Origin of the sequence: Psychrobacter urativorans, assembly GCF_001298525.1 — a bacterium.
Classification (GTDB): Bacteria; Pseudomonadota; Gammaproteobacteria; order Pseudomonadales; family Moraxellaceae; genus Psychrobacter; species Psychrobacter urativorans_A.
The window spans coordinates 2041341-2054499 of sequence record NZ_CP012678.1 but is presented as its reverse complement, the minus strand read 5'-3'; the positions used below and the strand labels follow the sequence as shown (position 1 = coordinate 2054499).

Here is a 13159-nt window from a genome sequence, read left to right as displayed (position 1 = left end):
CAGTTATAGATCAGTTATTATAAATTGGGCTTATGAAAGTAACCATACTTTATCAATCTCGACGATTTGATACTCTATTTGCCCTATGGTTTGTGTTCTTAGCAACTGCTGTCTAGCTACACTCTCGACATATTCAGCATCCCAAGGATCAGCTAAGTCATACGCCTGAATATATCGATGCAGCGTCCAGTCATAACGGTCTAACACCTCAGCCGTCTGGTCACTGTAATGGTTTGAGTCTTTGATACCTTCGTTCGGTTGATCCTCTACTGGCTCGAACACATTAGCAAAGTCCATCGGCTGCTCGATAGCGCATACGATTTGCGAGCGACTGATAGCGCCTTCAAATAGCCACGCTTGTAGATAATAAGGCTGCTCTAATTGTTTTAAAGCCTCATCCCACGACTCATAGATAGTCATCAAATGGGCAATGAGGAAGGCTACAAGCTCGCCGGTTGGCTCAGGATATACGCTATTGATAAGACTAAGATCCGTCCACGGGCGTACCCAAAACTTAACGTAATCTCGCTTTTCTTGGTTTAACAGATCAATATCAAGAACTTTATTAGCTTCGCCCCATTTTTCAATAGTACGCTTACGGCGGTTAATGCCTCTTATTTTGCGATATCTTAATACGTTGTTTTTCATAGCTAACTCTATTTTTTAGCTTAAATTAAACCTTAGGGCTCATCACAAATCTGCTTAAAGCTCTTACCAAATAACGTTTTATTTATTTTTTGCTGATTGCTAAAGACTTTATCAGAATCAGCATGATAGACCTGCTCATTCACGCAATTACCAAAGCCAAAGGTAATTAATTTAATTCTGGCATATTTAGCCGGATTACTGGCTTTTTCTTCCTGATAACGTGACATGGCATAGCTATTTGATACCGCACTTTTTTCAACCATCTGCTTCCACTTACTTTGTACTGCGGATTCGTTTTGTAATAAAGGTTTTATGTATTGATGACACATTGGTGGGCTTTGCTTAAGGGCTTCACTAGGGTTGAGATAAGCTAAAATGGTCAATTGATTTACTTTATATTCACCGTCAATACTCTTCAGCAGTTCTTGTTTATAACCTTTAGCTTCAGGCACGACATCAAGTCGCTCTGCATCACTCTTAGCTTGTTTATATTCTTCGGTCAGCAAATCCATATCTTTCATAGATAACTTATCTAACGCTTCAATACTCATCGGTGGAAAGAAGCTATTTAGATTTGTTCTCGTTAAACCGTCTAATACAAAATACGAATTTTTGATTTGCTTGGCGCTATATTTCTTATTATTAAAGTCACCTTTATAACTGCAATAATCATCTTCCCATTTGTAGGTTTGCGCTTGGGCAAGGGTGGTTACTGCCATTGAGGCAAGTAATGCCGCTACGGTTATTGCTTTCATAAATTAAGTCCTTTTAATTGTTTTTATTAAGTACCAATTATTTTCCTTAATTACCAGCCATGCGCTTGCATCTGGTCGATGATATCGGCTTGAAATACAGATTCTTAACTGACGTTATTAGCGTTAGCAGTGCTGGTCTTTCGTATATCATCAGAAAGTATCTTTTCAAAAAGTAAAACGTAATAGATAGAGAAAATATAAAAATCTACTTTATCATCTGGATGAGATATTATTTTCAATACCAAAGTATTCTAAAACAAAAGTATCCGTAAAAATACCTGTTAGAACAGCATTAAGGATAAAGCCTACAGTAGATCTCTTGCACAAGTCATCGCTAACCCTCTTAACTCTGTTGTTATAAGTCAACAAATTGGTAATTTTGTAAGAGGTTTAGTGTTTAACACTTTAAGCACTATTTTTATTATTCTAAAAAATTCTTAAGAGGTACATTTGTATCGACTCATTGACTAAAGGCAAATACTGACATAGTATCGAATATCAAGATATTTTATACTTTCTATAACAAAGGATAATCATCATGTCAAATAAGTCTTTGAATAACAAAGAGATAGATAACGATTTATCAAAAGATTCAAAGAAAGATGCTGTAGAATCTAATAAGAAAGATAATAAGAAACAGAAAGCGCAAGACAAGAAGGATGAAAAGAAACAGAAAAAGCAGGATAAAAAAGATAAGAAAGAACAGAAGAAACAAGACAAAATAGATAAGAAGTCCGAAAAAAAACAAGATAAAGTAGATAAGAAAGAACAAAAGAAGCAAGACAAGAAACGTAAAAAAGAACAAAAAAAGCGAGATAAAAAATACGATAAAGAGCAGAAAAAGCAAGATAAGAAATACAGTAAGCTTCAGAAAAAAAACTCTAAGAAGAAAAGTAAAAAGTAATTTTGGTTTTTGATAAATCCACTGCTACTGTTTTTAATAGACTTCTTGCGAAACTACCAATTCTTGACTTCTGCTAATGGCGTTAAGATGTTGGTGATGACTTAAGCAAGGAGTCTATTAGAGACTAAAGCAACAAACCAAGATATAAACCTTGTTAGCAAGTCAACATTACAGATAACAAAACCAACCCCGCTAAACAGAATGTCTATTTTTAGAAATTTCTCTATTGCCTTTCCTATAGCCTGATATATATTTGCTTGGCTACAATAACCCTCTTTTAAATCCTGCACAAAGTCGCTTATTCGCTTTCACTGCACATAGCCCTTTCTTATATACAGTTCGCGACTTAAACAGTCCTTACTTATTATAGGTTACTCAGGCGCTTGCCAGCCTCTCACATCAATCTTACCCGTGACAGCGGCAGATATTAAAGCGGTGCGGCGTTCTTGCATGAGTTGGATGGCTTGTTCAGCCTTATTAATTAAATCATCAAAAGTTTCTAAATTGGATTTAATATAAAGGATAACCTTATGGCTCTCTTCTAGTGGAGGTATAGCAACAACGAATGAGTTATATTTATCTGCACTGACATTTTGAATTGTCGCTTGAATCTGAATACTCTCAATCCATTTCCAATAAAAATCAGTCAGCGTATTTAAATAAAACCACTGCGCTGGAACTATACTCTCATCAATTCTTGCCTTAATGAGATATCCTGCAAAACAACACTTACCCCAAGAATCTCTATAAATAAAGCTTTTACCTACAGTGCCACCGCTTCTAGCCAGTAATACATCGCCATCTGTTAGCATGTATGGCTCAGCAATTTCCTCAGGTAGCGATCTAAAAGTATCATCTTTCAAGTCACCATTAGGCAACACATCAGTTATTCTTACGAATCTTGGTTGAGTCGGATCAATCTCTTCTGCTGCCTCGTTAGCTCCATACTGCAAAGGCTCAATAATTAAATATTTTAATTTCTTAACCTCCCAATGCTCCGGCACTTCCCCCAACCATTCCACCCCAGAATCTTTCATTGGCGCGTCAGGGTTTAAGCCTTTGGTCACCGCATGACTGATGACCGCTTGGCGCTTTTCTTTTAATAGCTTGATTAAGGTTTGCTGTTTCTCGATTAGGATGTCGATTTGGGCGGTTTCAAAGTCGAGGAATAAACCAATAGATTCTGCTTCTTCAAAAGGAAGTACTGGAATATGGACTTGTAGAAAATTACTGTATCTGAGTGCTTGACCATCTCTAACAAGATTCGTAGTAGCTTGAAGAGCTTGTATATAAGGTCTGCTTTTAAATAGATATTTGAAGTAACGGGTGCTTATTCTACCTTGAGGCTCAAGAGGAACGTAAGCTGAGCTTACCGCACCGACATAGTTACAGTACTCTATACCCCCTTGAAAACTTCGCATACTGATTACGAAATCGTTTTTTTCAACATGTTTTAGTATGTCATGACCTTTAAATACCAGAACAACTTTTTGCTGTTCCATTTCCATAAAAAGCTTTTGAGGTATAACTCCATATTTTTGAGAAGCCGTCAACATTTCGTCTGAAGGTATAGCTTTCTCGTTTCTATCTTTGAATAACCATTTACTATATGTTAGTTTCCAATGCTCAGGAATCGTCTTTAGCCATTCAAAGCCTGTTTCTTTATGTTCTGTATAATATTGATACTTAGCCATTACGAATGCACCTCACCCAATAACTGCATGATTTCCATACTCACCGCATCCAAGTCCGCATCAATATCGGCAAGCGCGCGCGGTGGCTCATACACATAGAAATGACGGTTAAATGGTATTTCATAGCCGACCACGCCAATCTCTGCATCGATAGCATCGACCTTATCGGCATTAATCCACGCATCTGGCACATGTGGCTGCACCTCACGCGCGAAGTACGCTTCAATCAGCGCGGTGGTGGTCATGCTTGGGTCAAGCGGTACGTTTTCATAATCACGCAAGTCACCATCTGGCTGGAACTCAACGATTTTGGCGGGCTTGTCCGCTTGTTGATTAGTCAGGGCGGGTGTATAGCTAAACGCACCATACAGCGGATTGGCAGCCTTGACCGCCTTTTTGATGACTGGCTCAGCATTGGGATTCTTCCACGTGATGGCATCTATCAGCTGTTTTTTCTCTTTGGTGTCTAAGTTAATACCAGTGTCTTTTAACGCTTGCTTAAACACTTTATCAAACTCATTAAAGTCATCAGATTGGCTGCCACCAATAGCCGACTGCAAGGCTTTGGCTTTATTCATCAGCGCAAGTTGCGTCTGCCATATCTTGGCATCTAGCACGTCTTTGACTTGACCTTCTTTCAGCTCGCTAAAGTCTGCCTTTATCATCGCGCGCGCATCAACTGTCACGGCAGATAAGTCGCCATAGCTATGGTTATCGCTGTCAGTCGTCCAATCACTACCAAACTTCTCATAGAGCGCTGGCATGACCATATCAAAGGGTTTTTGCGCATAGCGTAGGCTATCAATGGCGCTATCCGTCAGCTGTGCCGATAGGCGTAATGGGCGCTCAATGGTTAAGCGGCGATAGCCAAATTCATGGGTTTGAAAGATTTTACTGGCAAAGGTTTTCGCCGGTTCGGCTTTTGGGTTTGCCGATTGGCGACCACGGTTCGACTTAACCTCTTCTGGCTTATCGAGTACGCGCGCATCGACCACTTCAAAGTCACCAAAGCTTTTGGTAATCGTTCTTATATCGTCTTCGCTCATCTCATTACGCTTTGAGCCAAGTGATTTACGCATCTTGCTGTATAGATTACTACCATCAATCAGTTGCACTTGCCCACGGCGCTCATCTGCTTTCTTATTGCTTAATATCCAGATGTAGGTGGCAATGCCCGTGTTATAGAACATATCGTTTGGCAAGGCGATAATGGCTTCTAATAAGTCGGCTTCAAGGATATAACGGCGAATCTCACTTTCACCACTACCCGCGCCGCCAGTAAATAGCGGTGAACCGTTTAGGATGATACCGATACGGCTGCCCTGTTGCTCATTGGCTTTGCTCTGTTCACTATTGACACTTGTGTTCTGCATCTTGCTTAATAAGTGCATCAGGAACAATAATGAACCATCAGACACGCGCGGCAAGCCCGCACCAAAGCGACCATCAAAGCCTTTTTGCGTATGCTCATCGCTGATTTCAGTCGATATCTTTTTCCAGTCCACACCGAATGGCGGATTGGATAGCATGTAGTCGAACTGCTCATTTGCCAGTTGGTCATTGGATAAGGTATTGCCGAGCTTAATGCGGCTAACGTCCTGACCTTTAATCAACATATCAGCTTTACAGATGGCATAAGACTCAGGGTTCAGCTCTTGCCCAAAGGTACGCATAACCGCATCAGGGTTTAACTCCAGCACATACTCCATACCAGAAGACAGAAAGCCGCCCGTACCCGCTGTAGGGTCATAAATGGTGCGGATGATACCGTCTTCAGTCAGCGCCGCGTCATCTTCCATAAATACTAAAGCAGTAGTCAAGCGTACGATATCGCGCGGGGTAAAATGCTCCCCTGCTGTCTCGTTTGAGCTTTCGGCAAACTTACGGATCAGCTCTTCAAACACAAAACCCATGTCATGATTGGATATCTTCTCAGGACTCAGATCAATATTGGCAAACAGTTGCACCACTTTATATAGCAAATTGGCATCGTTTAACTGACCGACAAACTCTTCGAATTTAAAATACTCAAATATCTCCCGTGCATCTTTAGAGAATGCCTGAATGTAGCTGCTTAAATTGTCCTTGATGTCACTTTGCCCAAGCTTGCTTAGATCCATTGGCGAGGTGTTATAAAAAGCGCGCTTACTGATACGGGTCAGCTGCTTCTCTTGCATTTCCTCTGGTATGGCTTGGTCTTTGATAACGTCATACTTCTCAACGACGGCTTCTTTGTGATCACTCAATACGCACTCTAAGCGGCGCAATAAGGTAAAGGGCAGAATAATGCGCCCGTACTGTGATTGCTTAAAATCGCCGCGCAACAGGTCAGCGACTGACCAAATGAAAGCCGCTGTATGAGAGTAATTATGAGTGGTCATAGAAGAGTCTTATTGTGTGAGGCTAATAGAGGAAAACGGATACAAGTAAACCCAAATATAGGTATACCGATAAAATGTTTAGAATTATATCAGGTCTATAGGTGACTTGCAGGCATGGTGGGTAATTACGACAGACGGTTATTGCACATAAGTGGTATGTAGTAGAGAATGCTCCGTTTGAGAGTGTTGCAATATTATTTTTGAGTCTGCTTCGGTTAAGCGATAGTTTTTGTATCTAGGCATATCATTACTACTAACTTATTAAGAATATTATAAAGCTAATTAAAGGACCGAGTATGGCTCCGTATTTAAGACTAGATGACAGATTACGTTTTTACCAAGATGTGATTAAAACTCTATTCAATCATGACGTAGGCTTTGGAGATAGGTTACGTTTTATCCATGAGTATAAACTGCCTGTGACCTTAGTAAGCATTGCCGATCAAATGCATCTTATCAGTGCAAAAAAGCCTCAACTAACATTATTTGATTATCGATCTGACGAAGTAACCGCTTTGATGCAAGCTTTTGAAATTGAAGGTTTCTTTGACGGATGGGATATATTGCTAATATTCTCATATATGGAATACGTAAACGCGCAAGTTGAATTTCTACCTATACACGATGAATTTGAACGAACAGAACTCATCGATATCTTAGCATTTAGACTTTATCGTATGATGGAAGAGTTAGAAGAGAGTGTAGAGTATTTAGCTACTGACTTAAAAAATAAAAGTAATGGACGTGAAGATAAAGTTATTGAGCTAGAAGCTAGAATTCTAGAGCTAGAAAACGACTATGATAGTGAAAATGAATGCAGAAACAACCTCGAAGAGAACTTTAAAAATTTTTTAAATACATATATTCATAATTGTCACCAACGTTACGATACTAGCAAAATCAAAGACAATATTTTAAATAAAGTTAAAGCGATTTATTGCTCACTTACATCATTGGATGATGAATTTAGCAATATGTATGAGTTTTTAGGCTGCATTGTCTATCATGGCGGTGACCATAGTTTATGTGAAATGATGCATGAAAAATTAAGAGATGAAATTGAGAATGAGTTCGATGAATTGATTTTTTCTGAAAAGGTAGCTTTAGTCGATGAGTACTATTTGGATTATCTTATCGATGATATAGACATATCTTCGTTAGAGGATATTTCTGAGTTCCATAAGTTAGTATCACGAGGTGATGCTTTTTATAACGTTACTTCTGCTTTGAAAACTGAATTTCTCTCTGGTGTACCTAGCTACGACCCTTATGACTAATAAGTCAATCGTCATAATGTTTAACCGTAACTCATATGTTGCTATCAAACTTTATTAGCAAATATCTCGCGTTTCTTCGCGCGTTAAATGCGTCATTTTTGGGCTAAAAACAAGATGGTAATTATCTTTAATTCAATAGATACAATACCTTATAAAATATCCTGCTTTTTAAACTGTAGAAAAGAGCGAAACCATGAGCGAACGCTCGCGCGTCTTTATCTTGGTATTAATACTTAACCCTAACCACCTATAATCCATCTCAGGACTAAGCCATGAAAAAACTCATATTAGCTTTACCATTACTAGCCGCTATTATTAGCCCGACGCATGCACAAGCTAATGAAGGAGTTTATAAAACAAACACTATCAAGCGTATGTATCGTGATGCAGCAATAACAATGAAAAAATATGATAACGCTGATGAACTAAACACCATATACGCTTACTCAAACAGAGAATTACAAAACGCAGTAGCGATTACCAAAGCTGATGCTATAAATTTTTTGGAAGAGAATGGCGGTATGGTGTCATACTGTAACGAGGTACGCGCTATATTAAGCCTGTCTGAAGGTGATGAATCGATACTTGAAAGTAATGGACTGGATTTCGTGCTTTTAAAAAATGGTAGAGTAAGAACAAATATGTACACCAAGCACTATAAAAATCTGAATAGTCCTGATTATCTTTTCTTCAAGGATTTTTCTCTAAAATGTGAGGGTGCAAGTTGTAAAGTTACAGATATCTATAACCATACCGGTGAATCAGGCATGTCAGCTGCTAATAAATATTGCCGATAAGCTATTGGCATCATTAGTGCCAACTCACTGTGAATAGATAGAATTCAAAACAACTATGAATCTACCTCTTTTTTTGTCTCATAGAGTTTATAAGCAAAAAATGGGGGTAGCGACTGCTAAATGTTGTACATATTGTTGTGTATAAAAATAATAATATTATATAAACCTATATTTATCAGTTACTTGAAATATAGGATTGACTCCCGCCGAGCGCGCACCAATCCTCGTATTTTGCCATTTCCTAGTATTACCTCAAAACTTTTCCTATTTTTTATATCATTACTGACAATACTGTTACTAAACCTACTCTGTTATTCTGCATTTTGCAGGTTTGCGCTTAACTGTGCGCGACTGGGTGCACGGTGATAATTAATAACAGGCACTTCACCTAAGCGGCGTTGACCGATTGCAATTTTTTTATCAATAGTAATCATGGCAATCTTTTTGCCCTTCTTGCTGATAAGTAGATGGTTGTTCTTCCGCGTCACCCGATAATCTGGAAAACTCTTTTTAAGCAGAGCTGCTGTTTTTTGTAAGGCATCATTAGATGACAATTTGGCACGCGAGGAATTTGCACGCAAGGGCGTTTTGGTTTTATCTGTATTGCCGTCTTTAGTGCCACGTGAATGTGCCAGTAACCACAGGGCAGCAACGACCGCCACCAATATGACAATCCACCAAATTCCATCTATCATAGAGAGTTATCCATTATCAATAAGGGTTAAGCCATGTTAGCAGAATTAACGCCAGAGTTAATCCTTCAAGTGCAACGCGCGGCGGCATTATTACGTACGGCCCAGCGTATTTGTATTTTAACAGGCGCTGGCGTATCGGCAGAAAGTGGTATCCCTACGTTTCGCGATAAACAAACAGGCTTTTGGGCGCAGTATCGTGCCGAAGATCTCGCCAGTCCGGAAGGTTTTCTTCGTGAGCCTGAACTGGTATGGGCATGGTATCAATGGCGTCGAGAGTTGGTGCAAGACAAGACACCCAATCCGGCACATCAAGCATTAGCACAGTGGCAACACAACGCTCATTCAGCCAATCAAGAGTTTACGTTAATCACCCAAAATGTTGACGACTTACATGAGCAAGCCGGCAGTACGGTAACTCATTTGCATGGGCATCTATGGCGTAATCGTTGTAGTCAATGCCACGCGCCTTACGTTGCGCCTTTAGCATCAACTGAGGACAAAGTTTGCTTTGGTGTCGCTTTACTAAATTGTGAGTCGTGTGGCGGTTATATCCGTCCAGATATTGTCTGGTTCGGTGAGTCGTTACCCATAGACGCATGGCAAACCGCAGAAGCTGCCGCCGCCAATTGTGAGGTCTTTATCAGTATCGGCACGTCGAGTTTGGTCTATCCTGCCGCAGGACTGGCGCAATTAGCACGGCAAAACGGCGCAACGGTTATTGAGATTAATCCCAATCCTAACACACAGTCCGATACTATCGTCGATATCATACTTGCCGAAAAAGCAGGGATAGTGCTGCCAATATTACTAGAACAAATGACCAGTCAATAATAAATACATCATTAGCATATTTATTTTCAATAAAAAGACTGCGTTACTTGAGAAAGACCACTGTATCTGACAGCTCATTTCCCGAAGGGTCATGTTCTAAATAATAATATTGGCTTAATAGTTGTCCTATCTCATCTAATAAATCAGTCAGACTGCCTTCGACTTTTTGGTTGGCAAGACCCGCAATCGCCTTATCGCACATCGCCCGCCATACGGTCGGGCTAACGTGGGCACTGATACCACGATCGGCGACAATCTCTAAATTCTGCTCACAGATATTGACGTACACCAACACGCCTGTATTTTCTTCCGTATCCCATACCCGATAGGCACTGAATAATTCAATAGCACGCTCATGACAATTCATATGATATGCCGAATGAATCGGCAGATGGTTTTCGATGATTAAAAACACCTCACCGCGATGACCACGCTCTGCTGCCGTGACTTTCGTGGTCAAGCGCGCCCTGACGTCATGTGTCAGCCATTTGCTATGCAGCATCGGAACAAACAAGACTTGACGCCACCAGCGCGCAAAGCTCGCCTGTGATGTGGGTAAGTTGTCTTTTGCCATTATATTATTTCCTCAAATACGCGATTACTATGCGTCAATTTGCAAGCGTTAAAGTATTAGTGCCGATTTTTTTTTATTGATTAAGGCTGTCATTATCATGATAGCTTTTATTAAAATAACGGTCATTACCAAGAATAGAGGAACTTAATCGACTACCACGAGCCGCCTGCACCGCCGCCACCAAAGCCGCCGCCGCCTCCGCCGAAACCACCGCCTCCAAATCCACCGCCGCCGAAGCCGCCGCCACTACTACCGCCACCTAAGCCCGGTAAAAAGACCATACCCCCACCACCGCCGCCGCGTCCACCTCGACCACCGCCACCACCACGGGCAATCAAAAATAGCCAGATAAATATCGCCATAATGATGGTCATAAAGAACCCACCACCCAACGCTAACGAGCCAGCAACGAAACCGCCTGCGGTTAAGACCGAACCAAAGACCCGCCCAAAGATACTGGTAATAAACTGCCCAAATATCATAGCCATAATAAACAATACTATCGATGACGGGCTGTCATCTGAGCCTTGTTGGGCGCTACTGCGCTCAGCAGCTTGTGCGTCTGCGCGTGCCAACACCTCAGGGTCAGCATTCAAGCGCGTCTCAAGGCTACTGATACCAGCCGATAGACCTCCTGCATAGTCGTTTTGTTTAAAATAAGGGGTAATATCTTCACGGATAATGCGGTTGACTGCCGCATCTGGCAGGACGCCTTCTAGTCCGTAACCGGTCAAGATATAAATCGTACGGTCATTAACTGCCATAACGATGAGCAAGCCATCGTCAACATCCTTGCTACCAAGCTTCCATTTATCAGCCACTTTTAGCGAATAGTCAAAGATAGGAAGACCGTTCGTTGTCGGTACAATTACTAACGCCGCTTGTGCCAAACCTTGCCGATAGATACTTTGTAGCTGCTCAGTGAGACGTTGTTTATGCGCTGCACTTAATAGATTAGCCTGATCTACTACAGGCGAATTCAAGATGAGTTTATCCGCATCGACGCTAGCAGCACTGGATGTAATCGGTGGCAGATTTGCAGGTTTTGCAGCCGTATTAGCAGCACTATTATTAGCTGTATTAGCAACATTAGGATTGAGCGCATCGTTACCCAGTACAGCACCGCTAACGGCGTCATTACCAAGCACGGCATCATTAATCGCTTCATTGCCCTCGCCTGCCTTAGCAAGCGCAACCAAGTCCTCAACGCTACGATTCTGCCCATTTATAGCACTGTTAGAGGCGGTGCCATCAGCAGCGACAGCAATGTCATTCGGCGCGGCATTCAGCGCTGTGGCACCGAATGCGCTAAGCGTGAACAGTAATGCTGATATGAGTGCTTTTGAATTATTCATCTGATCTTTACCACCTCAAGTGCTATCCATGCGGTTATGCAACAATACTTTCTTAATAGGGATATTTTTTATAAGAAGATAACTTATAACAAGATACTTTATAAAAAAACACTTTCCTACTTTCCCATCTTTAACTATTAATCTCTACTTGGATTATTAGTGCTTACTAAGCTGGCGCTGCTTTATTTTTTGTCACCAAAATCCACAGTTGGCGCAGTAGAAATTTCTTTCTCATTGACTACCGTAAAGTTTGGTTTAGCTTGCATACCAAAGACCTTCGCGGTGATATTGGTTGGGAATTGGCGCACCGTTGTATTGTAACTTTGCACTTCTTGGATATAGCGATTACGGGCGACAGTGATTCGGTTTTCTGTACCTTCTAACTGCGCCTGCAAATCTTGGAATAATTTATCAGATTTTAGCTCAGGATAGCGCTCAGATACTGCCATTAATCGTGATAAGGCACTGCCCATTTGCGCTTGCGCTTCTGCATAACGCTCCATGGCTTGGGGATCGTTCAGCACTTCTGGCGTTATTGTAATGCCACCGGCACGTGAACGCGCTTCTGCCACTTGGGTGAAAACGTCTTTTTCTTGGTCCGCGTATTGCTGCACGACTTTGACTAAGTTTGGCACCAAGTCACTTCGACGTTGGTATTGATTGACCACCTCTGACCAAGAAGCCGTTACTTGCTCGTCTTGCGCCTGTAGATTGTTATAGCCACAGCCAGTTAAGCCGACGGTTGAGATTGCTAAAACTACTGATAGTAATATCGGTTTTACGATAGAGTGACGCGTCATCGTGGTGTCTCCTAATAATAAATGGGATAAATTTTAGGTAATGGATAGCTTGTGAACATTGTTGCGATAGTCGTCGCGATAGTGCCCACTTCTAATGTTAATCTTATAAATAGATATATGTAGTGTAAAACTATGCTGCTAATAATGGCGGTATCGCTGAACTTTTACAATTGACCGTTACCAAAACACAACCGCAAAGCCTGATTATACTGTCGTTCACTACTATTTAGCAGAATTGTGAACTGAGCGAATTTAAAGGGCAGCTCATTGATTCGTAGAGGATTCTCCATCAGCAATAGCTGCCTATTACACTATATTAGTTGGGTCGTTGATAATATGTCGATTTTTAATAAAAACTAAACACTGCGCATTTCAATAAATTCCTAGTAATTAGCATAAAATTATGGCAAATTGCAGTTACGTAGCCGTATGGTTTGAATACATTTGG

12 protein-coding genes are annotated in these 13159 nt (G+C 41.0%); 4 read left to right on the top strand and 8 right to left on the bottom strand.

What is annotated here, in order from left to right; translation table 11 throughout:
- Positions 1-30 precede the first annotated feature (30 nt).
- Both AOC03_RS08785 and AOC03_RS08780 read right to left on the bottom strand, forming a co-directional pair.
- A complete protein-coding gene (locus AOC03_RS08785) occupies positions 31-648 on the bottom strand; it encodes a hypothetical protein (RefSeq protein ID WP_062535173.1) in 618 nt (205 codons plus the stop codon).
- A 32-nt stretch (positions 649-680) separates the two neighbouring features.
- Positions 681-1403 (bottom strand): hypothetical protein, encoded by a 723-nt coding sequence (locus AOC03_RS08780; protein ID WP_062535172.1) that lies wholly within the window; start codon positions 1401-1403, stop codon positions 681-683.
- A 538-nt stretch (positions 1404-1941) separates the two neighbouring features.
- Between AOC03_RS08780 and AOC03_RS08775 the strand changes: the two genes are divergently transcribed.
- The gene (locus AOC03_RS08775) at positions 1942-2307 is read left to right on the top strand and encodes a hypothetical protein (RefSeq protein ID WP_062535170.1); all 366 of its coding nucleotides are present in this window, start codon (positions 1942-1944) and stop codon (positions 2305-2307) included.
- A 371-nt stretch (positions 2308-2678) separates the two neighbouring features.
- Here AOC03_RS08775 and AOC03_RS08770 read toward each other — a convergent pair whose 3' ends face one another.
- Positions 2679-4001, bottom strand: a complete 1323-nt coding sequence (locus AOC03_RS08770) for a restriction endonuclease subunit S (protein WP_062535168.1) — start codon at positions 3999-4001, stop codon at positions 2679-2681.
- Positions 4001-6382 carry a type I restriction-modification system subunit M gene (locus AOC03_RS08765; RefSeq protein WP_062535166.1) on the bottom strand — a complete coding sequence of 794 codons (2382 nt, stop codon included), beginning with the start codon at positions 6380-6382 and terminating at the stop codon, positions 4001-4003. Before AOC03_RS08765 ends, AOC03_RS08770 begins: the two co-directional genes overlap by 1 nt.
- A 296-nt stretch (positions 6383-6678) precedes the next feature.
- Between AOC03_RS08765 and AOC03_RS08760 the strand changes: the two genes are divergently transcribed.
- Both AOC03_RS08760 and AOC03_RS08755 read left to right on the top strand, forming a co-directional pair.
- Positions 6679-7659, top strand: a complete 981-nt coding sequence (locus tag AOC03_RS08760) for a hypothetical protein (RefSeq protein WP_062535164.1) — start codon at positions 6679-6681, stop codon at positions 7657-7659.
- Positions 7660-7931: 272 nt separating this feature from the next.
- Positions 7932-8456, top strand: a complete 525-nt coding sequence (locus AOC03_RS08755; protein ID WP_062535162.1) for a hypothetical protein — start codon at positions 7932-7934, stop codon at positions 8454-8456.
- A 311-nt stretch (positions 8457-8767) separates the two neighbouring features.
- On the opposite strand, the gene AOC03_RS08750 is transcribed toward AOC03_RS08755, so the two are convergent.
- Positions 8768-9151 carry a hypothetical protein gene (locus AOC03_RS08750; RefSeq protein WP_062535160.1) on the bottom strand — a complete coding sequence of 128 codons (384 nt, stop codon included), beginning with the start codon at positions 9149-9151 and terminating at the stop codon, positions 8768-8770.
- Positions 9152-9184: 33 nt separating this feature from the next.
- Between AOC03_RS08750 and AOC03_RS08745 the strand changes: the two genes are divergently transcribed.
- Positions 9185-9982 (top strand): SIR2 family NAD-dependent protein deacylase, encoded by a 798-nt coding sequence (locus tag AOC03_RS08745; protein WP_062535157.1) that lies wholly within the window; start codon positions 9185-9187, stop codon positions 9980-9982.
- Between the two features lie 43 nt (positions 9983-10025).
- Here AOC03_RS08745 and AOC03_RS08740 read toward each other — a convergent pair whose 3' ends face one another.
- The 3 genes from AOC03_RS08740 to AOC03_RS08730 form a co-directional block, all read right to left on the bottom strand.
- The gene (locus tag AOC03_RS08740) at positions 10026-10556 is read right to left on the bottom strand and encodes a TPM domain-containing protein (RefSeq protein WP_062535156.1); all 531 of its coding nucleotides are present in this window, start codon (positions 10554-10556) and stop codon (positions 10026-10028) included.
- 152 nt (positions 10557-10708) lie between these two features.
- Positions 10709-11911 carry a TPM domain-containing protein gene (locus tag AOC03_RS08735; protein WP_062535152.1) on the bottom strand — a complete coding sequence of 401 codons (1203 nt, stop codon included), beginning with the start codon at positions 11909-11911 and terminating at the stop codon, positions 10709-10711.
- Between the two features lie 182 nt (positions 11912-12093).
- A complete protein-coding gene (locus AOC03_RS08730) occupies positions 12094-12711 on the bottom strand; it encodes a LemA family protein (protein ID WP_062535150.1) in 618 nt (205 codons plus the stop codon).
- Between the last annotated feature and the right edge of the window lie 448 nt (positions 12712-13159).

Excerpts from the sequence above, each read along its gene's own strand:
- AOC03_RS08735 (WP_062535152.1), bottom strand. The coding sequence starts at position 11,911 with ATGAATAATTCAAAAGCACTCATATCAGCATTACTGTTCACGCTTAGC.
- AOC03_RS08755 (WP_062535162.1), top strand. The coding sequence starts at position 7,932 with ATGAAAAAACTCATATTAGCTTTACCATTACTAGCCGCTATTATTAGC.
- AOC03_RS08730 (WP_062535150.1), bottom strand. The coding sequence starts at position 12,711 with ATGACGCGTCACTCTATCGTAAAACCGATATTACTATCAGTAGTTTTA.
- AOC03_RS08770 (WP_062535168.1), bottom strand. The coding sequence starts at position 4,001 with ATGGCTAAGTATCAATATTATACAGAACATAAAGAAACAGGCTTTGAA.
- AOC03_RS08775 (WP_062535170.1), top strand. The coding sequence starts at position 1,942 with ATGTCAAATAAGTCTTTGAATAACAAAGAGATAGATAACGATTTATCA.
- AOC03_RS08740 (WP_062535156.1), bottom strand. The coding sequence starts at position 10,556 with ATGGCAAAAGACAACTTACCCACATCACAGGCGAGCTTTGCGCGCTGG.
- AOC03_RS08785 (WP_062535173.1), bottom strand. The coding sequence starts at position 648 with ATGAAAAACAACGTATTAAGATATCGCAAAATAAGAGGCATTAACCGC.
- AOC03_RS08745 (WP_062535157.1), top strand. The coding sequence starts at position 9,185 with ATGTTAGCAGAATTAACGCCAGAGTTAATCCTTCAAGTGCAACGCGCG.
- AOC03_RS08750 (WP_062535160.1), bottom strand. The coding sequence starts at position 9,151 with ATGATAGATGGAATTTGGTGGATTGTCATATTGGTGGCGGTCGTTGCT.
- AOC03_RS08760 (WP_062535164.1), top strand. The coding sequence starts at position 6,679 with ATGGCTCCGTATTTAAGACTAGATGACAGATTACGTTTTTACCAAGAT.
- AOC03_RS08780 (WP_062535172.1), bottom strand. The coding sequence starts at position 1,403 with ATGAAAGCAATAACCGTAGCGGCATTACTTGCCTCAATGGCAGTAACC.
- AOC03_RS08765 (WP_062535166.1), bottom strand. The coding sequence starts at position 6,382 with ATGACCACTCATAATTACTCTCATACAGCGGCTTTCATTTGGTCAGTC.